The sequence below is a fragment of the Vibrio nomapromontoriensis genome (assembly GCF_050337205.1).
Classification (GTDB): Bacteria; Pseudomonadota; Gammaproteobacteria; order Enterobacterales; family Vibrionaceae; genus Vibrio; species Vibrio nomapromontoriensis.
In genome coordinates this window covers 322,470-346,998 of record NZ_JAKJSS010000010.1, presented here as the reverse complement: position 1 = coordinate 346,998, position 24,529 = coordinate 322,470, and the positions used below count along the sequence as shown (strand labels likewise).

The following is a 24,529-nucleotide window of genomic DNA, read 5'->3' as shown; positions in this document are numbered from 1 at the left end:
GTTTCACGGTAAGTCATGACTGTGAATCAATAAACAAGGAGATAGCGCCTTACAAAATTCGCCCAAACATGTAAGAAAATGCGAACTGCCCTTATATAAAAAACTGACAATGCGTCGTTTAACCAATCAAAAACGCCGACCTTAGTAAGATCGACGTTTTGCGTTAACAAATTAAAATGCTTCTGTTTATGTTAGGGGACTAGAAGAAGCCAAGCGGTTTGGTGTCATAACTAATAAGTAAGTTTTTGGTATTTTGATAATGGTCTAGCATCATTTTGTGTGTTTCTCGTCCGATGCCTGATTTTTTGTATCCGCCAAACGCAGCGTGTGCCGGATAGGCGTGGTAGCAGTTCACCCATATTCTACCCGCTTCAATCTTACGCCCCATTCGATACGCTAAGTTTGCGTCTCGTGTCCACACTCCCGCGCCTAAGCCGTAATCGGTATCATTGGCAATGGCCAACGCCTCTGCTTCATCTTTGAACGTTGTCACTGCAATGACAGGACCAAAAATCTCCTCTTGAAATACTCGCATTTTATTGTGCCCTTGCAACACCGTTGGTTGAATATAGTAGCCACTTCCTAACGATTCGGATTGTTGAGCTATTTCCCCTCCAGTCAGTACTTTCGCGCCTTCTTGTCGACCAATATCCAAATAGCTCAAGATCTTATCAAATTGTTCTTTAGAAGCCTGAGCCCCAACTTGGGTGTCCGTGTCCAAAGGGTTACCCTGCTTAATGGTCTGGGCGCGCTCTATCACTTTAGCAATAAACTTGTCGTATACCGATTCGTGGACCAACACTCGAGACGGGCACGTACACACCTCCCCCTGATTAAAGAATGCCAGTAACATTCCTTCCACACACTTGTCGAGATACTCATCTTCATAATCAAATATATCTGGGAAATAAATATTAGGTGACTTCCCTCCCAGCTCCACCGTTGAAGGGATCAGACTCTCAGCGGCGCATTTAAGAATATGGTGACCGATTTCCGTTGAACCTGTAAACGCAAGCTTAGCAATACGATCGCTGGTCGCCAGAGCTTGTCCAGCTTCACTGCCAAATCCATTAACGATGTTGACTACGCCTGCGGGTAACAATGCGCCGACCTTTTCCATTAGCACCAATATGGACGTTGGGGTTTGTTCTGCTGGCTTTAATACCACACAACAGCCCGCAGCCAGTGCAGGAGCCAATTTCCAAGCCGCCATAAGAATTGGGAAATTCCAAGGAATGATTTGACCTACAACACCAACCGGTTCAGGAAAGTGATAACTTGCCGTGTTCACATCTAGCTCTGCCGCGCTGCCTTCTTGCGCACGAATGCACCCGGCAAAATAGCGAAAATGGTCAACAACTAAAGGAATGTCTGCCGCTAACGTTTCGCGTACGGGTTTACCATTTTCCCAACTCTCTGCCACGGCTATCTCTTCTAAATTTGCTTCAATACAATCCGCGATTTTCAACAAAATATTGGCTCGTTCCGCCACACTCGTGCTCGCCCAACTTGCACGGGCGGCATGTGCGGCATCCAGCGCTAATGAAACATCAGCATCACTAGAGCGCGCTACTTGACAGTAAACTTCACCATTCACTGGTGAGATATTGTCAAAATACTCTCCACCAACAGGCTTGACCCATTCACCGCCGATATAATTATCATACTGATTTTTAAAGTTAATGACTGAGTTTGGGCTGCCCGGTTGTGCATAAATCATCGTGAGATCCTTCTGTATATTACATTACGTTGTGTCGGTTCATTGTTTAGGAAGCGTCTAAAAGTATGGCGATATTCGACGTGCGACTTAAACGATGCTGATGCAGCGAATGAGTCAGCACTTAAAATATGGTTTAAAACAGCCATCAAAAAATCAGCTTCACAAAACCAACAACGCAATTCACGCGCCAACTATGAAAACTTGCCGTCAACATGGCGCAACGCTATGATTACAATCCATTAACATAAAACACAATAATCGACAGGTGCGATATCGCGGGAATGCCCCCTTGTTCAACTGTTGCAAATTGAAACACCCTAACTGTCACAGGATGGAACATTCATGCGGCTACAACATGTTCACACTTCAGATTGGCTCTCAAGCTCATGGCACCGTAGTAGTGAAGCCGGACTCAAACAAAGAAAGCGCCCTGATGATATTCACTTAGCACCTTCCGTACTGAAACAGCGACGTCACCAGTCCTCTGCACTGATTAACGTCGTGGAGCGTTATGCTTTACCTTTGTTTAGCCAGATGTTTGCTCGAACGGACAGCCGTCTTATTTTAACAGACCAAGAAGGGGTGATATTGGCAAGCTGGGGACAGGAACGGTTTAAGGAAAAGCTCACGTCTATTGCGTTAAGCTCAGGGGCCTGCTGGCAAGAACAAATCAAAGGCACCAACGCCATTGGCACCGCATTAATTGAAGCAAAACCCGTGACAATTATCGGAGAGCAGCACTTTATTCACCAACATCGCTTCATCAGTTGTTCTGCTAGTCCTTTATTCGACCACCTTGGACAACTGATCGGCATTTTAGATATTACCAGTGAGCAGCAACAGCACGACACCACCATTCAAGTATTAGTACAAAGTATGGTGCAACAAGTTGAAAACCACCTTCTTGACACCATTCCAGATGGCTCGATCAGAATCGACCTTGCTTGCGACAAATCCCTATTACGCAGTGGTTGGCAAGGGATTGTTATTGCAAATGAATCTGGTGAAATATTAGCCCATAACCAAATCGCTACCCAACTATTAGACCAGACCCCTATATTAGGAAAATCAATAGATGCGTTATTGGATGGTTCGCTTTCCCCATCACCTTTAGTATTTCAAAAACAACACCTAACACCAAGTCTTCCCCGCTCTCAATCGTACACGGCCTCCAGTGATTTACATTTTGGCGAGCAATCTATTGAAGATGCGTGGCAACAAGCCAATCGAATTATTAATAACGACATTAGCCTGCTTATTTTGGGGGAAACTGGCGTTGGTAAAGGAGAGTTTGTTAAAGCGCTTCACAAGCAAAGTAAACACAAATCGTCACCGCTTGTTTCCGTCAATTGTGGGGCGTTGCCTAAAGACCTGATTGAGTCTGAACTGTTTGGCTACGCACCTGGCGCATTCACTGGAGCAAACAACAAAGGTTATCAAGGCAAAATTCGGCAAGCTGACAAAGGCATATTATTCCTAGACGAAATTGCCGACATGCCTCTTGAGGCACAATGTCGTTTATTGCAGGTATTACAAGATAAAACGGTGGTGCCTGTTGGTTCCAACCAACACTTTAACGTTGATTGCCAAATCATTGCTGCCACACATAAAGATCTTGAACAATTGATCGCCGATGGCCAATTTCGAGAAGATCTCTATTATCGAATTACGGGTCTTACCTTTAGAATCCCGAGCTTAAGGGATAGGCATGATAAACTGGCGCTAATTTCTCATATTCACCAGAAATATGTGTCCGTAAAACAAACTCTTTGCCCACAGCTCATGGCCTTGCTTTGTCATTACTCTTGGCCGGGTAACATTCGTGAATTAGACAATGTTCTAAAGGTCTCCACTTTGCTATCTGGTGATGAAGCCGTTCTTACACTTGATCACCTCCCGACACAATTAGCCGCACGTTTGACTTCAGAAAAGCCATCCGATGCGACAAGCCTTCATTTATCGGTTGTTACCACTCATGCCGATTTAAAAACTACCGTCGACGACACCTTACTGCAAACCTACAACGCGAACCAAGGCAATATCAGTAAAACCTCGCGGGTCTTGGGTATCAGCCGTAATACAATCTACCGAAAACTAAAGCAACTCGGCATTCTCTAATGCTCAAAAAAAGCACCGACCTTCTGTCAGTGCTTTGCCTTCATTTATCCGCTGATTATTTTGAGTATCGGTGCGCTTACCGTTCTCGTACGGTTATGGTCGCTGGCATCCCAACATAGAGCTCTTCTTTACCCGCATAGTCTTTAGAGTCCGTTGTGTCGGGAAGCTCAAACACTATCGTACTATTGGCATCATCGCTGCTTACCGTTGCTATTTGGCTCGGCGTATTAGTATTCACGCGGCCTTGTCTTGGGTAGTCATACTGCCCACTTTGGAGCGCTCGGTTTACACTCACAACGATTTCATTTTTTCCTTTTCTCACGCAAAACTTAAATCGCTTTCCTCGTTCTTCCATCGCATCTTTATCAACATGATGTAAAGGATCCTGAACCGTCACTTTCCACGTGCTTTGTGCTCTATTCATGATCACCAATGCCGGCTTATCGACCGAAACAGTCAAAGGATTCCCTTGAGGTATAGAGATTGTCTTTTCACCCGCAGTAAAGAAACTCATAGCGATACTCTCATTCGCGCCATCATGTTGATACATACCGTGTATTGATTCATCTGCTATCAAAGTAGATGAGCGCGTTAACCTTGTGACAATGCTAGGCATTTGATCTGCCGTTATATTAGGAACTGCCACATAGCGGTAATGTGAACGCTCTTCATTAGCTTGCGGCTCAACGCCATGATTAATCGCAAGGTGGATAACAGGAACATCACCACGAAGCGTTGAGTTGACGGCATCCCCTCCTCGCAACATCACATTGGTTTGTTCCGCTAAGCTTGCCATCACGACATAACCGACGTCCCCTTGATGGAACCACACAGTGCCTCGCACAGGCAGTACTTGATCAACATAACTGCCCATCTCGATTGTCTCAAGCTCTTCACCCTCTATTTGATAAGTCACATCGCTCTTCCACTCCACCTGATCAATGGTAGTAATAATGGGCTCATCGGATTCTTGGTTTTTTACTCGGGAAACTTGGCTTCCAGTCGCATAGGCAGCATCGCCAATAAAAAAGACCGATTTATTCGCTGATGCGGAGTTATAAGGTGATTCACTTGCGTATTTAAAACCAGCAACACCGATGTCACCGTCCGAAGCCACGCCAGAATAGTGATTTGGATTAAACAGCTTTAAGTCACTTTTCATCGGTAATTCGTCAATTCGAAGCTCCTCTGTTAGCCCTGGGAGCGCGTGCCAATCCCAGCTGTCCATCACATTTGAATACTCTTGACCATTGACTTTAATTTGCAGTATCCCACTGCCATTATGATAGCCGGTGTCTGGATCGAAACTTTCCGCACCGAGTGTCCTCGATGAGTTCATTTTAAAAGACATGTAATACGCGGGGCTGCCCTGCTCACCACTACGATGTACCAGAAAGTCACTATTCCAAAATGCCACACTTGCCGATTTTTCATGTACTTGGTTTAACAACTGATCACCCAGAGTCACTAAATCGGTTTCATTTTTTATTTCGGTATCATGGCTCTTAGCTTCTAGTATTGAGGCAATACCTTTTTGCATTTTTGTACTGCCAAATACTTCCGTAAGTGGAGAAGCATGGCTGCGACCACTTACTTGAAAGTCCAATCCGCCCTTATAGATTAGAGCTGGGTACACGTCAGTTAGGAAATAGCTAGAATCATTGTATGGCTGCGAGCTGACTTTCCATGGTGTATCGGCAAGCGTTTTCATTGCTGAAAAAGGCGTGTCGGTCATCCATTCAAAGCCATAAGCAAAAAACGCCATGTCTTGGCGAGAGCCTGTGTGATGCGAAATAGTACCATCAGGAAGCATGCCTGCCTGCCCATACTTATATGCATAACGAGCATTCGTTTCTAACCAAGTATTTAGGTCAGATAAGCTACCTTTTGGCTCCCATCCCGGAAGCAAGGTTGTATTTTGCTTCGCAAATGGCGCGTAGTCACGATACCACCACCTTTGATAGGTAAGAGGTCGATTATAGTCATGCCATAATGCGGCCATCATCACCCATGTCCGCATTCGGTGATGGCGATTGGCATCGGCCCATGCTCCGGGGCTGTGTGCAAGATCATTAGGCAAGTAGTATCGATTGAACTTTGGCCGCCTTTGCTTATACGGTAAGTCAAATGCGATCTGCAATAATTCATGGAAACGCTCTTTTGCTCTTATGGCCAAACTATCGCCCGAAGCAATGTCTTTTTCCATATCAACAACCATCATCAATCCGGTTGAACTCATTGGATCGGTAAATCGCCATTGATGCGTCACCATGTTGTGCATCAATGTTAACGTATTGGCAAAATCACGTACAGGGAAGTGATCAACATAACGAATAACCGCTAAGTACAAAGCATGTTGTAGATTTGCTCGCTCTTCTGGTATTCCATTAGGTCCATAAGTATCACTATCACCCAACGCTGCGGCTAATGCTCGAATTTGATGAGCGGCTAACGTTAACTCTTTGGCAAGTTGACGAGCGCCAATATCTAACCGTTCTCCTTCGCTATTGGCGTGGTAAAACTCAAATCCCGTAAAGGCGCCATTATTGTCGTTCAATTCGTCTATGTAATCTGCAACTTCGCTATCCTCGAAATAAAACACTTCCTGAAGTCGCTTGGACGATTGCATAAACTCAAACGCTCGCTGATAAAAGCCTTGCCATTGTGTTTGGGCGCCGACATTCACCGTTATGTCGTAACGTCTTTTCGCTTGGTTGGCCTGCATTAAAACAACTTGCAACGGATACGCACCTACCTCTAATGGCGTGGCCGATTGATAGACTAATTGACCAAACAAACGACCTTTACTATCGCGAACATTTTCAATCGTAAATAACGACGCTCCCTCACCAGAGCTTTCGGCAATACGATAATGCAAATCACTTGATACATTATTCGGTCGACGATTACCTTCAAAATTAATCCGACCAACCACCCGACTTCCCGGTGAAGCATCTTGGTTTATATCAAAATAATTCGAAGTCAGTGCACCCATTGGTGCTAAGGTATTTTCATTCTCTTGCGAAGAAACCCCATTATCGATATCAATTAAAAATGGATTGCCTTCCCACGCACGACAATGCCCCGTTGTAATTAACAACAGGGCAATCGCACTTATTACTTTACTTTTCATTATATCCCTACAGTACTGTGAATATTACAAAGCAGACAGTCGTCGGCTTAACGCAGGGATTTTATGTTTCATTCGTTACTTTAAAACTCTCTTAAAGTAATTTTACTGTCAACGACTAATTTATGAGAACACCGTTCAAACTCACTTGAACAAAATTCAAACTAGCAATTAACAACTTATATTAATCACACAGAATATAACGATTTGGTGAATACTATACTACTAAGTCTAGAACAATACTCGCACATCAAGGTAGCCTAAACATTGTTATTATACGCTTTCCGGTTGAGGCTCTTTTGATATTGTAACCTGACTCATAATATTGTTTGTTACATCAATAGATTGATGTTCACGCACAGGTAGTCGATATCGAACATCATTAAGTGCATCTAAGTCCAGTTTCTTCAAGTCAATTTTAAACACCTGAGGAGACCCGTACATACGAATAGAATAGACTTGATGAGTAAGATCCGACACCGTCGCCCATAAAGTGCGATCCGAACCATTGCCCGTTTCACTATTGATATGTTCACGACTTGTACCATCAGGTATATCTACGGTATTTAGAATGTGAAACGCCAAGTTGGTTGCTTCTACTGTGTCATCAGCTTGAAAAGCAAAATTTGTCATCATGGATGCACGAACAAAGCGGTCAACAGGCGTTGAGCTGCCCGGTAACCCCGTAAAGCCAGTACCTTGTGCTACTGTATGACATTCAAAGTTGTTGTTCAGCCCAAACGCATTTGGATTTAAGTTTTGTATATTAACGGGCGTAATATTCATATAGTTATTAATGACATTTTCTTGCTGCCATCCGATCACAGGATCGTTGGTCAAAACACCAATCGGCATTAAATCTGTAATCGTTAAACGTCCATGTGTATATTCCAGCACAATGCTGTGGCCGAGTCGGTCTTGAATCGGCATATGAAATTTAAACCCAGGCGGTAATGCGTCAGTAAATGGGTTGGAGACTCTTAATTTTTCCTCTCCATTATCGGCCATCACTGTCGACAGAGTACTTTCTTCAGATAAACGAATGTCTTCACGCCTTACATCAAGAGAATCAATAATATCCTGACACGAAGCGCAGTTTGACAAAATCCAGTTTGTTAAGCATGGATAGAGTAGTGTTTTCGAGTTTTTTTCCGCTACAAAAGGCTGATATTCACTTTGTGCCAACGTCATCGTGCCCGTTGTTAACCCTTGTGTATTTAAGCCATTCGTTGCAAAACTTTGTCTTAAACTGCCCATGGCCACAAAACCATATTTTCCTTTCCAGCTATAAAGCTGTTCTACGTCCGGTGTTTCAGTATTGATAGCAAAATCATTCAATTGCTCATCTGAAAGCCCAAGATCGGTTTGAATCTGACTCAGAACCTGACGTATATTTTGACTATACTGATAACCGGGCTTTCGAAAAAATATATCTGACTCTACATCTAAAGCAAACTCTAGTGTTCGACCAATTACCATATCGTTGTTTGTTGTTTTGATATAAAAGTTTGTACACATAACTAACCTTCCCTTGTAATATATTTACATGTTGATATACCAACCATGCTCATCATCGTTATCAAAATAACGTGCTTATTCTTATGATATGTTAATCGCCAGGTTGCTATTTTCTGAATTTCATTCGTGTGGAATTCATTCACTTAGCGAATATATATTTTAATAACCATGGTCCAATTATGCTATTACACTCTATTACAGCAAGGTAGGAGCTTATGATGGAGTCATCGAAATCGAAATTAATTAACCTACAAAATAATGATAAAAAATGACAAGGAGCACGCTTCCTTGTCATTGAATAATCAATTAGCCCAACCTAGTTTAGCTGTTGGTTACAATCACCAAAGCAGAGTGGTTGAGCATTAAGAAAGCCCCAAACAAAGTCTGTTTGTAGCACTTCTAAAGATTGGTTACCGTTGTCTTGGTAATACCATTTTTGATTGGGGATCCCATCATGCGACTGTTGATAGCCAAATTCACTGAATGTCGGCTCAAATACACCTAGGTGGAAGAAATTTGCTTTATCTCGCTCCCCCGCTTTCGTTGCTTCAATGAGTGCAACACCCGCCCTTGCATGACAACCAATACAACTTGAGTTAGACATAAATCCAGCCTCTGTGATCGAGTTCCCTAAATGAGTTGGTCGACCTTGGTTATCCGTGAAGTTCACCTGAGAGCCCTTCAAGCGATAGTTTTTCCAAGCAAAGTCCGATTTACTCGGAAGCACACTGACAGCTTGCGGTTTGCTTTGTGTTGCTATACCAAAATGCGACAATAACACCGTGAGTTGCTCTGTTGGCTTCCCTTCTGGGTACTGGAGATCGCGAGCGAATACCACGGAACTTTGAGCTAAATTGTCGCTTTTCTGCCATGGAGAAATATAGTTAGTGGATTCTCCAGTAACAGGCCTTATTGCCCTATACCCAAAGCTATCATTACAACCCGTAAAGTCGCAGCGCCCGGGGTTATTTTTATGCTCAAACGTCGTCCAGACCCAGCGGGGAATATCTTTCGAAGAGACATGAAAAGCCATTAACAGGTGATTATCCGTAATATGGCAATTTTTACCACTTTTCAACGTGACCGGTGTCTTGTGTATCTGCCTGATGTATTGATCTGAAGCTGCAAAGTCAACCATTTGCTCTGGATATTTTGCGCGCATCGCGCTGATCAATTTTTCACTTAGCCAGTTACTTTTAATCATTATTGATTGAGGAGGAAGGTCAACCGTTGCTAGCTTGCTTGAAGCAGAATTCGCCGCTGACTGATTACCAAGATGATAAGGTGCATTGTTAACTTGATTAGCATCGTTTCGACTATACACCGCTAACACACCATCACTATTATATAAATTGTTGCGATATAGGTACTCGTGAAACTCCTGATTTCTGATGGTCACTTCAGCATTAGTTTGGCGAAGTACACGGCCAATACTTTCAGGGTCGTTCGGCAAAATGGTATCGATCTCTGCAGAAGTACATTCATTGGCTAAATAGGTCACTATTTGGTCCCGTTTCTCCTTGATTACCGGATTACCCACTTTGATCAAACTCTCAAAGTTTTCCACGAATGACTGTACACTACTGCTATTAGCACTTTTTGCATTGGTGGCATGCTTCGCTTTTTCAATAAGTGCCTGTTGCTCCTCCCCTGGAAAATAAGGGCAGTTTTTAAAGTGAGCACTGTCTTGATTAACCACCTGATTAGGGTTGCAGCAATCCGTTGAATTTTCTGAACTACATAACGGTAACGGATTTTCGGGCCAATTTTGGGTCTCATCTGCCCATTTCACCCAAAACTCATCATCAATCACTTTAGTAAATAAGTACCACGAGAATAAATCTGGACAGGTCATCGCCGGATTAGTCACCCCGTCTCCAAAACTCAATCTCCCACTATCGACAGAAAGCTGGCAAAACTCCGCATCGCGAATATCAGCGTCAAAGTACATACCATAATCAATATTGGTGGGTATGATCTGAACGAGACCTTCTTTGCCACCTTTAGCATTAGCAAACGCTCCCTTACCATAATAGGTGCCACTCTCAACTGAACCAGTCGCAACTTTTGTCTCAATGACATTGCTACCAAGTGCATTTTCAAAGGTAAGCCTAAAATACCTTGAACCATTAGGGCACTCGCCCTCACAAGCATCAAGATAGTTTTCATCGCATGAAATTCGGTCTTTATAGCTTGCAAAAGTAAAGTCAGCACCATTGAACAAAGGGCCACTCACTGTGACGTTCACTGCTTCACATTGACCTGATTCTGAAGAAAAAACAAACGACCCCTTTGCCTTTCCACCATCATCAAAGATGACATTCCCCAGTGTCCATATGTTCGACTCGATACCGCTCGCCACGACAGGTCCAAGTGCCAGCGATGCCACTAAACCAATTAATATCCGTATTGTTTTCATCCTAGTCTCCAACTCTTTAACCCATGCCTGATTGCATAACCAGTGTAACGTCAGCAAACAAATGGCCTCTGCGCGTTATCCAGCGCAAACATTCTGTTCACCACAAGGATAATCACCACGGACAAAGAGTAGAGCGAAAACACGCAAGATGTTATTACGGGGTATTACAGCAGGATCTGTCGAGAAGTACGGCTAGCCATTTCGCCTAAGCAGCGAACAGCTAACCTATTGACTTTTATGAATATCGTAACGCTCAAAATGATAAGGAAGAGAGCAATGAAGTCATCACTATATAGATGTTGAATCTAATTCTAGCGCTTGCCCTTTGAACACTTTAAAATTGGTTGCTGCCAATCTCACTCGACCGCGTTTTCGCTCGATAAGCAGTGGCTCACAAATACCAGCAGATAACAGCTTGTCTGAAATCTGCTTCCTCGCCCTATGAATTTGAATATTGACATGAGATTCAGACAAACCAATATCTTTGGTTAACTGCTCTATGCTACGCCAGCCTTGTAGATCGGCTGGCAATGAATTAAGTCGATCTTGCCCTTTGTATCTCGCCAGCAACGCTGTTAAATAGTGATGAGTGCGTGTATCGCAATCAATATCACCATTGCGATTCTTTAATGTGAGTTCCGTCAACTCTTCATCTTGGCTAATGTTGAAGACATAACATAAGTCAGCGTCGACATTTTCGTTAATCGCGACGGTTTCATTAACAGTTTGATCAACACCTTTCATCAACTGCCACATTGAGTGAGAAAACTCCAACATCTCTCCATCTTCAATTTTATGAACCGAGGATTCCGATAAGTTTTCGCAATACCACTGCTTCTCACTGACGTCATAGTAAATGATCAATTCAGGTGAGGTTTCAGACGGTAAAAAGTGATATTGCTGTAATAAAATGGGCTTATAAGTTTTACTTTCATCGGGCTCAGAGGAAGACATAGGCACCAAAGCATCACAAGGTTTATCTAGGTTTTCGACCACGAAGGTAATGTCTCGACGATTTGCAAAACTGATCGTATCGTTGAGTGATAAGGGCTGCAATGAATTGGCAGTAATAGGTTGATTATTCAGCCAAATTCCATTTTTACTGATATCTCGAATATACCAACCTGCGTCTATCCACTCAATAATGCCATGAATTCGTGAAATTTCCGGACTATCAATGACGGTATCGACTGCCGAGGTCAAACGCCCAAACTGATGGAATGCTTTCAGGTAAACCTGATAATTTGTCGACTGTGATATTAAAAATGCCATATACGATCTCCTGTAGAAAGTGAGCCTCTCTGTTCAACCCCTATACCTAATCAAACAATACGCCATTCAACCTAGATAACCATTACATACCCATTACAACCTTGATCCTACTTTGTCGCACCGCTGAAAAGCCGAAAGCTACTGACTTTGGTGTACGATTTGATATTTGTCACCTCCCCATGCTTTAGCGAAAGCTTGACATGAGACAGTGCTAACATTGAAACATAGTCCACATTGTCAGGAGCTAATTGGTAGGACGTATTAGCAACACTCTGGATACTTTGAATCCAACCTTCAGGAAGGCTCATTACCTCCGACAGAATGTGGAATAGATCACTCCATCGATTTTCCACCCTGTTGATAGGGTGAAATTCGACACCAACAACGTGATACACCGTGGAGACATCGATTGAAAGCTTCACCTCAAAGTCATTCCGTACAGCACTAAAGATCGACGATAACGGATTAGACCCTAGCAATGCTGGGAACAGTTTATTGGCACTTTCTATTGATAGTGCACGACTACAAACCCTCAAGGTTGAAGGTTTTCTGGGCGTCATATAGCCAAAATGTTCAATCGGAACTCGACGCTGTAAAACTCGTAACCTACAGAGTAAAAACGGCAGAGATCTCTTTCTACCAACTTTTGCTAACACACGATGGTAGAAACGTCTTACCATCTCATTCTGCTTAATTGACACCGAGTATTTTTTACTGTCATCACTCGACAATGAAATAAATTCAGAAGGCGAGGATGTTAAATAATCAATTCGCTCGTAATCATATTCGAACCAATATAGTTGTCTGTCTCTATAGATAGAAAAAGCAACATCGGTTGGAGTCGGTAAAGTCAAACTCTTCTCAAAATATACGCATGCGCATAATCTATGTACTCGACACAGTTTATGCGCAAACATGATCTCTCTCTCATTCAACGCTATCGATTTGGAATGAGACACCGCACACACAGACCTAAAGCTGTTTGTCGAATTTGAGCTAGGGATACTTGTTAACCTCACCAATATTTCTACCAAGTAGCACTGTATGCGATGTCACCAAGCAAAAATTTAGTTTTATCTCTGTCCCCTTCTGCCATCGACTCAGTCAGGATTCTCGCACACCTCTCATTCAAATCAGCTTCGCTGATAAGAAAACTCTCCATTGCTTTTGAAGCCTCTTTTTTTGCCTGTTCGCCCTGAGCCTCCAATATATTGTTGACTAGACGAACCATTTCAGATTTTTTACCGTTATCATTTGCAAACGAGTCCATACAGTTCACTATAGATATACGCTCTTTAACTGATAACTCGACTACCGTGCTGGTATTATAATTATCTATCGTAATATTTTTAATCGTCATTACCTTTCCTTATGTAGTTGTTTTGGAAAAAACAAGAAATCTTCCGTTTTATTTTTCTTACCACCATTATGACATGACATACAACTTTCATGTTGTTCATATGGCTCGATTGCCGTATTAGATAAGTAAGATGGCATTATGCAAAGGTTACTATCACCAGCATTCAAATATCGACAAAACTTTTGTTGCTTAGTTGTTAACTTTTCACCCTCAACATCTAGTGCCCACTGGGTACCAACTTGAATATAATTCATCCAATGACTCATTTGGGATTTCAATGATGAAGTGCCTTCCATGTTACGCAAAACATACTGATAGTTTTCATACACCGATTCCGGAGAGTTAGTTAAATAATCTCCATACAAGCTATCAAACCATGGAACATAGGTATCAATTATCCTAGAATTCCCTCCCTTCCTGTCAAACTCATTAATCTTTGCACTTGATGATTTATCATACAAAGTCCAATATTTTTCTTTGTTAATGTTACTTTCTGTTGGTGCATTTAATCGATGTACAAACGTGCTCCAAACCCAATTAGGTTGTTTCACTGTTTTGTAAATCATATGCATAGAAATCAATCCGACTTTTAATGTACGGCAACCATTACCATCTGATTTCAGAGTAACGGCTTCAACGTTATAATAATCGCTACTTATATCGGAGCTCGTTAATTCCTTCCAAGCCAACTTGATAACCATTGAACCAAAATTATTCTGATCACCTTTTGGGAACGATAGTGGATGTGTTGGGTTTGAGTTTAGATAATCTACAACCCTTGGGCTAATTACGGTTTCATAATGAATTTTATTCCCTGAGGAATCCTTTAAATATTCAATGTTATACGATGGAACCGTTGTATCGACCAAGATACGTTTGCCCACCACATCACATCGCTTAACCACCTTATTATATTCAACCACTTGGTTGTCACCCTTTTGACGATAAGCATCAACAGTTAACCAATTAAACCAAATTGGTGGTTGTATCTTGTTGGTTTTGCTCGAATAAATCATTCCATTTATCGCTTCAAACTGTTGATACCCATATGATAATATCTCAGAATTCGTACTGTTTATATTTCCAAACCCTTTTAATGAAGACTCTTTTGATGGTATATCATAGACAACTTCATATTCAACATACTGCTCAGAATCATCATCTGCAGCCACGATACAACTATTAAAAGACAAATATAAAAATATAAAAATATTGAACTTTGTTCTAATCATTTATAAGCTCCTAAGGTATAGCTTTCGTAGTTTTTTAGAAGTTACAGTATCCAAAGAAAATGCATCTAATCTGACATTTTCCCGAACAAACCTCACCAATTCATACCTTTTCCCTAACGAATACAAGATCAAACAATGTTGATACACAACCTCAAAAATACCGGGCCACTCGCTCTCTCGACTACTCTGCAATATTGCTTTACAAAGTTCAGATTGATACACCCCCGAAACAGATCTAGTCATACGATATATTGCCGATAATTTAATAGAATATATAAACATTGTATTCCAAGTTAGACCCATACTCTTCATTTTGGATAATGCTTCTTCGCAAACATTGATACAGTCGGATAGATTTTTCATCCTAAGTAATTTAACAGCTAACATATACTCATATGTACTAATCACACAAACCCTTCCCAAGGAAATTTGTTCTTCAATATACTCACTCAAACTAGAAACATTGCCTTGATTCCATTCATATATCATATTTGACCCAAAGACTATCCACTCATTTTCATTCTGAGATGTAAACGAATCATAGTACTCTGACGAGATAGACACTATTCTCTTGTGATTTTTTGTATAAACAGAAATTAGAAATTCAAAATGTATTGCTAAATCTAAAGATAAACTACTTCCTACTAATTTAGCATGAATTTTTGACTCCTCTAATTTCTTGCTAGACAACGTATAATTTCCAGAAAGAGAGTCTTGTAATGCCCATGTGTATAATGTCGTAACTTTAGGATCTGCGCCAGTTTCAGTATGCAAATGTATATCTTTCTCTTGACTATAAAGCTCTAAAACCGTCGCCCATATCTTTTCTGAATTTTTAAACTCTCCTTTCAGCATCATTATATTTCCTATCAGAGGACCGTACATAACGATAGCAAGCCGTAAGCTTTCTCCTTCTAAGCCTTTAATTATATCGAGTACCAGTTCCATCGCCCTATCTGGGTAGCCATTAAACAAAAGGTCTTGGAACTTTAAAAAATTGGAGAATAAATAGTTTTGATCAGCAAACGTTGCGCTTACTGAGTCATCTGTGATGTCTGTAAATAGCGCTATTTCATCAACGACACTTCTTGCCCCATAGCCTGAAACACTGAGCTCAGAGACAGCTTTCAGTTTTTTCGCTCGTTGTTGCTGTGAATGATTACTTTCAGTCAACGATCTTTCAAAGCAATCATCTAGCATCTTTACAACTTCTAGAACATCAGAAATAGCAGATTGTGATAGTTTAGTTTCACCATAATCAAGCAGATATGGTATGGCCTGAGCATGCATTTCTGCATGAAAGAAGTGTAACGATATTGCATGATAATCTGCTGCACCTTGACCACTTTTCTGAAGTGCACTTGCAATCGCTTTGTGTTTGGACAGACGTTTATCCCCTAGCTGACTTTCATACGCCGCATCCCGAATCAAAGCGTGCTTAAAAATATAGCTATCCCCATCTACTTTACGCTGCAAAAATATCAACTCTGCGTTGAGCAACTCATTCAGATCCGTCTGAACTTGCGCTTCGTCTTTGTCGGAGGCAGCAACCAGTAGCTGATAGTCGAAACTGCGTCCAATACAAGCAGCAAGCTGAACCGTATCTTTAGCAAATGACAAATGCTCGAGTTGCTGTTGTAGTGATGCTCGTAGGGTTATTGGCACTAAATGTTGCCTATCTTTGTCGATAAAATCGACAACGCCATTCACTCTATGAACCAATTTTTGTTTTCGTAAACTAGATACCAACTCTTCAGCAAATAACGGAATACCATCAGTCCGTTCAATAAGTAACGCCAGTAATGCATTAGCTAAGGGTTGATTATCGAAAAGATCGTTAATGAAGGTACGTGTTTGTTCCTGACTGAGCTTACTAAGAGTGATAGTTGTCTTGGATAACGCCGCGAGTGACTGAGGTGCAGAGTTCCTTGATGTGTTAACCCAAGCATGATCGCTTTTTATAAACGCATCACTTTGCACTAGATCCAAAATGAATGTTTTGCTAGTTGGGTCGATCCAATGTATGTCTTCTAAAATAAAAAGGTGATGCGAGCCACCTTGCTTCGCCATACGCCTATCAACTTGACAGAGCAATAAGCGTAGGACCTCAAACAAACGCGCTTTTTGCAGTTCCGGTGACAAGCCACTGAGAGGCTCTAAACCTTCTAGCGGCAACCCTAACCAAGCTGATAATACGAGTAGAGCTTGCTTAGCGTGTTTATGGTCCAATGAGGTTTCTGCTATAGCCCGCTCAAGACGGTAAAGACTTTGTTCTTCCGTTAAGCCTGTCAGTGAAAATTTGTGCTTAACCATAAGTAATATGGGGTATAACGCATTATTTCTGTGCTCAGGTAAACATTGACCAATAAAGCATCGTCTCTCTTTTATTTGTTCTCTAAGCTCAATAATGAGTCGAGACTTTCCAATACCGGGCCCGCCCAAAAGATGAATGAGGCCCTTAGCACCAACGGAATGTCCAACCACGGACTGGCTGGAAATCGACACGCTTTGTTTTAACTCTGCAAGTTCAGTTTCTCTCCCTACAAATGCGCTGTGTTTGCGTCTGCCACGTAGAAAGCCAAACGCTTCAGACTGACGCTCCCCTCGTAACAAATAATACGCTTTCGCATCTTCATCACTCGTTCTTCTTGTTTGATTATCAAACAAGTACCCATCAAAATATGCGTAACTATCTAGCGTGGCATGAACTTGTTCAGTACATACTATTTGACCATATTTTGCTTTTCGTGCCAGATTCATTGCACTATGTGCCACTTTCCCCTCAGGGGCGCTATCAGAAATCGTCATCATCAAGCCGGTATCAATACCCATTCTTACTCGAGTTTCAATCGTATGACGTTGTTTTAATAGCGCATTTTTATTTGTGACATTACTGGCGATTTCTAATGCTGCTCGGCTGCATAAACGACTGTCATTGTCCGTTACATGAGGGTAGCCAAAATAAAACAGTAATGTGTCGCCTAAAGTACCAACATGGCTAGCACCATATCGAACGGCAATATCAATGCACTGTTGCATTTGGTCTCGGTGCAACATGTCCACAATATCTTGGTCAACAGCTGACACATGTGAAAATTCAGCGCCATTGGAGCTAATTATAAGAGCCAGAGCAACAATTTGTTTTCGTTCCGCTAAACGAGAAAATGAAATCGGTCCATCTGTGATAAGTGTTTCATCATGAACTTGTGAATTGAGCTTGAGGTTAGCGTTAGACGGCAATGGTTCTTCCAACACGCCGACTAAATTACTGAAATTAAACCCCATAAATTCATGATACAACTTAGCCGTGTCACTAGGTCTCTGTAGCGGTCTTTTATTTAAAACCCGCCTAAAAAAGTTCGCCGAACTATGACCGGCGAGAACTCCCAAAGGGACATTAGCTTGGCTAAGCTGCTGATGAAAAATTGAAGCTAAGCTCGTTCCTGTGAATGTCGGTACTCCGGTCAAGCATTCTAAAAATACCAACCCCCAGACATAGATATCCGTTTGCGGTAAGGGCGGCTCTCCCCTTAGCTGCTCCGGTGCACTGTATGTCGGAGTACCTAGTGTTTCTTGAGTGAGCGTAATACTTTTATAATCAAGCTGTCTTGCTTCGTTTTTTAGAGTGCCGATACCAAAATCTAAGACCTTTACATGTGTTTTTGCCCCAACTTGATACAGCATAATGTTGGCAGGTTTAATATCACGGTGAATCACACCTTTCTGGTGAGCGTGCGCTAATGCATCCAACACACACGACATAATTTCCGCAGCCAAACACGCATTGAGCGCGCCATGAGTTTGCAAATGCTGTTGTAGTGTTTCGCCCTCAATATACTCATAAACGGCGTAAATTAAGTAATCACCTTGCTGACCTTTGTCGATAAGCGTGACGATATTAGGGTGATTTAGTCGAGAAATTAACTCTGACTCTCGGTGGAAACGTGAAATATAACGATCTTTTTTGCTAACGCTAAAGTCATCGCTGAGAATCAAAAATTTTATCGCAACATACTTCCCTGTACTATGTTGCTGCGCCTTATAAACTTGGCCAAAGCCTCCCTCGCCAATCTTCTCTACTAGTTGATATTCCGTAGAGTGAAAACACGTTTCAACAGAACTCTTTGTCCTTTGCAAATTACCCACACTGTTCCTTAGCATTTGATAAATTGACAGAAACCGAAGTATAGGCAATGTATTGCCTATCTGCTGTAAATGTGGGAGTTTTTATTGACATTATGCATAACGTTACGACATACGCCACAAATTGCGTATTGATAAACCGCATTATTACAGTGCGATGTGACCATCGCGCATAATTATGCTGAAATTAAGCACGAAAAATCACCAAAACAACGAAGATTTGGAGGGCTAAAATAAAAATGGCCAATCATTTTCGATTGGCCACTTAGCGTCACGATACTTGTCGTTATTTTATTCGTAAAATGTTTTTCTTAATGCTAATTCAAGCCCACGAATCTCAGCGAGCCCTTTTAAGCGCCCAATACATGAATACCCAGGATTAGTTTTTTTCTTCAAGTCATCAATCATTTGATGTCCGTGGTCTGGGCGCATTGGTATCATACAAATCTGCCCGTTTTTCTTACGGCGATTTTCTTCTTTAAGCAGCGCATTTATAACATTATACATGTCCACATCACCTTCTAGATGAGCAGCTTCGTGAAAGCTCATTTGATTATCTTCACGCTGCGTTGAACGCAAATGAGTGAAATAAATACGCTCTCCGTAAGTATCGATCATGCTAACCAAATCATTGTCACCACGAACACCATAAGAACCTGTACACATTGTGATACCATTCATTTTACTTGGCACGGCGGTGACTAATGCTTCAATATCTTCAATCGTTGACACAATTCGAGGAAGACCAAGAATCGGACGAGGTGGATCATCAGGGTGAACGGCCAATTTCAGTCCAAACTGTTCGCAGGTTGGCATGAGTTCATTCAAAAATAAGACCATGTGCTCACGTAACTTTTCTTTATCAATTCCTTTATAGGTATCAAGTCGAGCTTGGAACTCCTCCAACGTATAACCTTCTTCTGCTCCAGGTAAACCAGCAATAATATTTGCAGTCAATTTATCTATATCGGTTTGTGACATCGACTCAAAGCGTAATTTAGCTTCTAACTGCTCTTGCTCAGTGTATTCAGCATTAGCATCCTGGCGCTTCAAGATGTGTAACTCAAACGCTGCAAATTCAACTTGGTCAAAACGCAACGCTTTTGAACCATCTGCTAATTCGTACTCTAGATCGGTGCGTGTCCAGTCTAGTACGGGCATAAAATTATAACAAACCGTGTCAATTCCACATTCTGCAAGGTTTTTTAACGACTCTTTATAATTATCTATCCAAAGTTGGTAGTTTCCACTGCGTGTTTTAATTTCTTCATGTACAGGGATACTTTCAACAACAGACCAACGAAAGCCTTTGGCTTCAATAATAGCTTTTCGCTTTAATATTTCTTCTTTTGTCCAAATTTCACCATTTGGAATATGATGTAATGCATTAACAATACCTGTTGCGCCTGCTTGCTTTATATCATCTAAAGATACGGGATCATTAGGACCGTACCAACGCCACGTTTGTTCCATGACAATCACCTTATTTAAGATGCACTTAACCCGCTCAAATTGACCAAGCTAAGCACTAACCACTTCTTAATATGCTGCCACAATTAGGCGACAGCGTAATGAAAGCTGAATTACATCAGCAATATGACTGCCCTTACTCTGAACCCTGTAAAATTACCGGATTAGAGCTGAAAAGATAGCCATCAAATTCTGGGTCATCAATGTCCGACAGTTCCAATAGTCGCTGTTTGACATTCTCAAGGTGTTGCCACATAGCGTTTTTTGCTGCGATGGGGTCTTTGCGCTGCAAAGCCGCGAGGATTTTTGCGTGATCGTCTAACCATTCTTCACGGTAGTCTTGTCCACTAATATGAGAATGTAGCTTCTTCCACATCGGACTACTTTCACGACGATTCCAGGATTGCTTCAGCATATCAACCAATACGGAATTCTGAGTCGCTTCTGCTATACACATATGAAATTTTTCATCACCGTTGCAATCGGCTGTTCCGCAAGCGAGTTCATCTCGCTCTAACTTCAAGGCTGCACGCATTTTCAACACATCATTTGGCGTTACCTGCATAGCGGCAAATTCTGCAATATTACTCTCTAGGAGTTGGCGTGCTTGAAGCATTTCAAAAGGTCCAGCATCATCACTAATTACGTTCTCACGCGAATGAAGTAAAGATGGAACATTGATCACGTAGACACCAGAACCTTTTTTTACTTCGACCAGATTCTCCAACTCAAGCATGATAATTGCTTCACGAGCAACGGTTCTGCTAACATTTAGACGTTCAGCGATATCTCGCTCAGGAGGAAGTCGATCACCCACTTTGTAATGACCGTTTATTAACTCTTGTCTTAATATTAGACCTATCTCTTGATAGGGTCGTTTTGGTTCAAAAGGCATCATGATGATATTGTCACTATATTCCATCTAACTTCTCTCGCCATCATAGCGACCAATATAAATTGGTCAACCTCTACATACGCTAATGTGGTAACACACTTTACTAGACTGCTATTTACATCAACTTTTGCGAACTATTTAACCGCTTTAATTTTGTCGATTAGTGTATTTAATGTTGGGTTCGACTTTTCGATATTTTGATACATCGGTTGAACAGCTTCAACAAACGCAGCTTTATTTGGCTCAACAAAGGTTACGCCCATTTTTTCCGCTTTTGCACGTTCCTTTGCTTCAGAATCCGCCCAAAGTTTCTTCATAAGTTCCGAAGAATCTGCCGCGGCCTTCATAAGTGCGCCTTGCTGCTCAGACGTGAGTTTATCGTAAGAAGCCGTTGATATTACAAGTACATCCGGCACCATCGTATGTTCATCCAAACTAAAATATTTCGACACTTCACTATGTCGGCTCAAGCTAAAGGATGGGATGTTGTTTTCAGCCGCATCAACTACACCCTGCTGCAAGGCAGTGTAGAGTTCACCATAAGCGAGTGGTGTTGGGTTACCACCCAGTGCTTTTACCATAGCAATAGCTGAAGGACTCGGCTGCACTCGGACCTTAAGCCCCTTCAAATCTTCAGGAGTATTAATTGGCTTATTCGTATAGAAACTACGTGCGCCCGCATCATAATAGGTAACCCCAATAAATCCGCTACTTGTTGAAGAATTCAATATTTCTCGTCCAACATCACCATCTGTGACTTGATAATAGTGTGTTTTATCACGGAACAAATAAGGCAAATTAAAGGCGGAATAAGCAGACGAAAATGCCTCTAACTCTGCAGCATTACTCTTAACCATATCGAGAGCGCCATTTTGCATTAATTCCATGGATTCGCGCTGTGTACCTAGCTGCGCATCAGGGTATATACGAATGCGTACTTCGCCATCCGTCATCTCACGCACTTCTTTTGCCATATAGTCCATTGCTTTGTGTACGGCATGGTCACGAGGGTGATTATGGCTTAGCTTTAATGTTGTCGTTGCGTAGGCAGAAGCCGCTACACCGAACGTCATTGCAACACCGACTACAGTACTTAAAACAGTTTTACGCATCATCATGGGTCTCTCTCCGTGGATTGGTTTTCCAATATGTAGGGTATTTATGCTTTCGAGCTTGATATTGGCAACCAAAATTAAAACCGTCAAATCAATATAGCGAATTGCTTGACCAAAATCACAGTCAAAACACTTTAATTGGTTAACCAATCCATTTGTGAGCAAGCTCACGTGACTCTATTAGTGACTATCTTATAATTTCACCAACATTGAACGGATATAATGACCCTATCTGGGACTCACTCTTCATATTGGTGAACCAGTTATCATGAAGTACGCATTTTTATCGAAAGGAAATAGTAATGAACAAATTGGTCAAATACATAAACAAGGGGCTGGCGGCATTTACCATCTCTCTTTCGACGTTCCTCGTATTCTGTGTAGTCTGGCAGGTTTTATCTCGTTATGTAATCGGTAAACCAAGCACGGTAACGGATGAACTTGCTCGCTATCTATTTATGTGGGTTGCTTTAATTGGTGCCGCCTACACTACAGGTCTTAAACGTCATCTAGCCATCGATTTATTAACGATGAAGCTCCAAGGCAAACGCAAGCTTATCAACGAGCTTATTATTCAAATCGCCATTGGCTTGTTTGCCTACGTGGTTTTGGTACATGGCGGTACACAACTCGCACTAAAAACACTATCAACCGGGCAATTGACTCCAGCCTTAGGAATGGAGATGGGCTATATTTATTTCTGCCTTCCTATAAGTGGCGCGTTGATGATTTTCTATTCCGTCGTGTTCGCTTGCGATCGAATAAAACAGATGATTTATGGTGAAGCGTTAATCACCGATACCCAACTTGATCAATAGAGGTTTCCACAATGGAATGGCAATTAATTCTTACGTTATTCGGTAGTTTCGCACTGCTTCTCACAATTGGTGTACCCGTTTCCTTCGCGATTGGATTATCATCACTTGCAACCATCTTAATGACTTTACCACTTGAGCCCGCCATTGCAGTTGTTGCTCAACGCATGGCCGCAGGGCTGGATAACTTTGCCTTGCTCGCAATCCCGTTCTTCATTCTTGCGGGTAACATCATGAACCAGGGTGGCATTGCGTTGCGTCTAATTAACTTAGCGAAGGTACTTGGTGGGCAACTCCCAGGCTCACTTGCCCACGTTAATGTAATGGCAAACATGATGTTTGGATCTATTTCTGGGTCAGCGGTGGCCTCTGCTGCTGCTGTTGGTGGAACCATGTCACCACTACAGAAAAAAGATGGCTATGACGAAAACTTCTCTGCTGCCGTCAATATTACATCTTGCCCTTCAGGCCTCTTGATCCCACCAAGCAACACCTTGATCGTCTTCTCGTTGGTATCTGGAGGAACCTCAATAGCGGCCCTGTTTCTAGCCGGTTACATCCCTGGCATATTGATGGGACTCAGTATTATGATTGTTGCTGGAATTATCGCTAAACGTCGGGGTTACCCTATTGCCACTCGTCCGTCTTTGGCAATGGTTTGGGATACTTTCTTAAAAGCGGCGCCTTCTCTTGCGCTTATCGTCATTATTATGGGTGGCATCATTGGCGGTATATTTACCGCGACCGAAGCCTCGGCGATTGCCGTTGTCTACACCTTTACACTCGCGGTCATAATTTATCGTGAAGTAAACTGGCGCCAACTTCCAAGCATCATATTAGAGTCAGCTGTTACCACCTCAATCGTTTTGCTGCTTGTTGGTGCGTCAATGGGTATGTCTTGGGCAATGGCGAATGCCGACATCCCGTATATGATTTCCGACGCACTATTAGCCATTTCCGATAATCCACTCGTCATTCTATTGATCATTAACGTTATTCTTTTGATTGTGGGCATTTTCATGGATATGACGCCAGCCGTGTTGATTTTCACACCGATATTCCTACCAATCGCACTGGATATGGGAATTGACCCAGTTCACTTTGGTATCATGATGACATTCAACTTAGCTATTGGTATTTGCACACCACCCGTTGGTAGCGCGCTATTTATTGGCTGTTCAGTAGCAAACATTTCTATTGATAAAGTCATTAAACCATTATTACCATTTTATGCGGCGCTTATTTTGGCACTAATGGCTGTCACTTTTATTCCTGAGCTTAGCCTGTTCCTACCAAACTTGGTTCTTGGCTACTAAGTGATT

15 protein-coding genes are annotated in these 24,529 nt (G+C 42.0%); 3 read left to right on the top strand and 12 right to left on the bottom strand.

What is annotated here, in order from left to right:
- Positions 1-199: 199 nt before the first annotated feature.
- Positions 200-1,720 carry an acetaldehyde dehydrogenase ExaC gene (gene exaC / locus L4D05_RS14525; RefSeq protein WP_428794454.1) on the bottom strand — a complete coding sequence of 507 codons (1,521 nt, stop codon included), beginning with the start codon at positions 1,718-1,720 and terminating at the stop codon, positions 200-202.
- A gap of 342 nt (positions 1,721-2,062) precedes the next feature.
- On the opposite strand from exaC, the gene L4D05_RS14520 reads away from it, so the two are divergent.
- A complete protein-coding gene (locus tag L4D05_RS14520; RefSeq protein ID WP_428794453.1) occupies positions 2,063-3,838 on the top strand; it encodes a sigma-54-dependent Fis family transcriptional regulator in 1,776 nt (591 codons plus the stop codon).
- A 76-nt stretch (positions 3,839-3,914) separates the two neighbouring features.
- On the opposite strand, the gene L4D05_RS14515 is transcribed toward L4D05_RS14520, so the two are convergent.
- The 11 genes from L4D05_RS14515 to L4D05_RS14465 form a co-directional block, all read right to left on the bottom strand.
- Positions 3,915-6,971: a polysaccharide lyase family 8 super-sandwich domain-containing protein gene (locus tag L4D05_RS14515; RefSeq protein ID WP_428794452.1), complete on the bottom strand. Its 3,057-nt coding sequence runs from the start codon at positions 6,969-6,971 to the stop codon at positions 3,915-3,917.
- Positions 6,972-7,241: 270 nt separating this feature from the next.
- Complete coding sequence (locus L4D05_RS14510; RefSeq protein WP_428794451.1) at positions 7,242-8,486, bottom strand: linear amide C-N hydrolase; 1,245 nt, start codon at positions 8,484-8,486, stop codon at positions 7,242-7,244.
- A 316-nt stretch (positions 8,487-8,802) separates the two neighbouring features.
- Positions 8,803-10,905: a hypothetical protein gene (locus tag L4D05_RS14505; RefSeq protein ID WP_428794450.1), complete on the bottom strand. Its 2,103-nt coding sequence runs from the start codon at positions 10,903-10,905 to the stop codon at positions 8,803-8,805.
- Between the two features lie 288 nt (positions 10,906-11,193).
- On the bottom strand, positions 11,194-12,177 hold the full coding sequence (locus L4D05_RS14500; protein WP_428754346.1) for an FHA domain-containing protein: 984 nt from the start codon (positions 12,175-12,177) through the stop codon (positions 11,194-11,196).
- 107 nt (positions 12,178-12,284) lie between these two features.
- Entirely contained in the window at positions 12,285-13,031 is a 747-nt protein-coding gene (locus L4D05_RS14495) for a hypothetical protein (RefSeq protein ID WP_428794449.1), read from the bottom strand.
- A 173-nt stretch (positions 13,032-13,204) separates the two neighbouring features.
- On the bottom strand, positions 13,205-13,537 hold the full coding sequence (locus L4D05_RS14490; protein ID WP_428754349.1) for a hypothetical protein: 333 nt from the start codon (positions 13,535-13,537) through the stop codon (positions 13,205-13,207).
- Complete coding sequence (locus L4D05_RS14485) at positions 13,537-14,769, bottom strand: hypothetical protein (RefSeq protein ID WP_428794448.1); 1,233 nt, start codon at positions 14,767-14,769, stop codon at positions 13,537-13,539. The genes L4D05_RS14490 and L4D05_RS14485 overlap by 1 nt, the downstream gene beginning before the upstream one ends.
- Entirely contained in the window at positions 14,770-18,915 is a 4,146-nt protein-coding gene (locus tag L4D05_RS14480) for a TOMM system kinase/cyclase fusion protein (protein ID WP_428794447.1), read from the bottom strand.
- Between the two features lie 288 nt (positions 18,916-19,203).
- On the bottom strand, positions 19,204-20,385 hold the full coding sequence (uxuA, locus tag L4D05_RS14475; protein WP_428794446.1) for a mannonate dehydratase: 1,182 nt from the start codon (positions 20,383-20,385) through the stop codon (positions 19,204-19,206).
- Positions 20,386-20,518: 133 nt separating this feature from the next.
- Positions 20,519-21,304 carry an FCD domain-containing protein gene (locus L4D05_RS14470; RefSeq protein ID WP_428794445.1) on the bottom strand — a complete coding sequence of 262 codons (786 nt, stop codon included), beginning with the start codon at positions 21,302-21,304 and terminating at the stop codon, positions 20,519-20,521.
- 107 nt (positions 21,305-21,411) lie between these two features.
- Entirely contained in the window at positions 21,412-22,395 is a 984-nt protein-coding gene (locus L4D05_RS14465) for a TRAP transporter substrate-binding protein (RefSeq protein ID WP_428794444.1), read from the bottom strand.
- A gap of 299 nt (positions 22,396-22,694) precedes the next feature.
- Between L4D05_RS14465 and L4D05_RS14460 the strand changes: the two genes are divergently transcribed.
- Both L4D05_RS14460 and L4D05_RS14455 read left to right on the top strand, forming a co-directional pair.
- Positions 22,695-23,210 carry a TRAP transporter small permease gene (locus L4D05_RS14460; protein ID WP_428794443.1) on the top strand — a complete coding sequence of 172 codons (516 nt, stop codon included), beginning with the start codon at positions 22,695-22,697 and terminating at the stop codon, positions 23,208-23,210.
- An 11-nt stretch (positions 23,211-23,221) separates the two neighbouring features.
- A complete protein-coding gene (locus L4D05_RS14455; protein WP_428794442.1) occupies positions 23,222-24,523 on the top strand; it encodes a TRAP transporter large permease in 1,302 nt (433 codons plus the stop codon).
- Positions 24,524-24,529 lie beyond the last annotated feature (6 nt).

What these genes read in the sequence shown, in the direction of transcription:
- L4D05_RS14500 (WP_428754346.1), bottom strand. Translation starts at nt 12,177, where the DNA reads ATGGCATTTTTAATATCACAGTCGACAAATTATCAGGTTTACCTGAAA.
- L4D05_RS14470 (WP_428794445.1), bottom strand. Translation starts at nt 21,304, where the DNA reads ATGGAATATAGTGACAATATCATCATGATGCCTTTTGAACCAAAACGA.
- L4D05_RS14515 (WP_428794452.1), bottom strand. Translation starts at nt 6,971, where the DNA reads ATGAAAAGTAAAGTAATAAGTGCGATTGCCCTGTTGTTAATTACAACG.
- uxuA (WP_428794446.1), bottom strand. Translation starts at nt 20,385, where the DNA reads ATGGAACAAACGTGGCGTTGGTACGGTCCTAATGATCCCGTATCTTTA.
- L4D05_RS14460 (WP_428794443.1), top strand. Translation starts at nt 22,695, where the DNA reads ATGAACAAATTGGTCAAATACATAAACAAGGGGCTGGCGGCATTTACC.
- L4D05_RS14505 (WP_428794450.1), bottom strand. Translation starts at nt 10,905, where the DNA reads ATGAAAACAATACGGATATTAATTGGTTTAGTGGCATCGCTGGCACTT.
- L4D05_RS14490 (WP_428754349.1), bottom strand. Translation starts at nt 13,537, where the DNA reads ATGACGATTAAAAATATTACGATAGATAATTATAATACCAGCACGGTA.
- L4D05_RS14465 (WP_428794444.1), bottom strand. Translation starts at nt 22,395, where the DNA reads ATGATGATGCGTAAAACTGTTTTAAGTACTGTAGTCGGTGTTGCAATG.
- L4D05_RS14510 (WP_428794451.1), bottom strand. Translation starts at nt 8,486, where the DNA reads ATGTGTACAAACTTTTATATCAAAACAACAAACAACGATATGGTAATT.
- L4D05_RS14485 (WP_428794448.1), bottom strand. Translation starts at nt 14,769, where the DNA reads ATGATTAGAACAAAGTTCAATATTTTTATATTTTTATATTTGTCTTTT.
- L4D05_RS14520 (WP_428794453.1), top strand. Translation starts at nt 2,063, where the DNA reads ATGCGGCTACAACATGTTCACACTTCAGATTGGCTCTCAAGCTCATGG.
- L4D05_RS14455 (WP_428794442.1), top strand. Translation starts at nt 23,222, where the DNA reads ATGGAATGGCAATTAATTCTTACGTTATTCGGTAGTTTCGCACTGCTT.
- exaC (WP_428794454.1), bottom strand. Translation starts at nt 1,720, where the DNA reads ATGATTTATGCACAACCGGGCAGCCCAAACTCAGTCATTAACTTTAAA.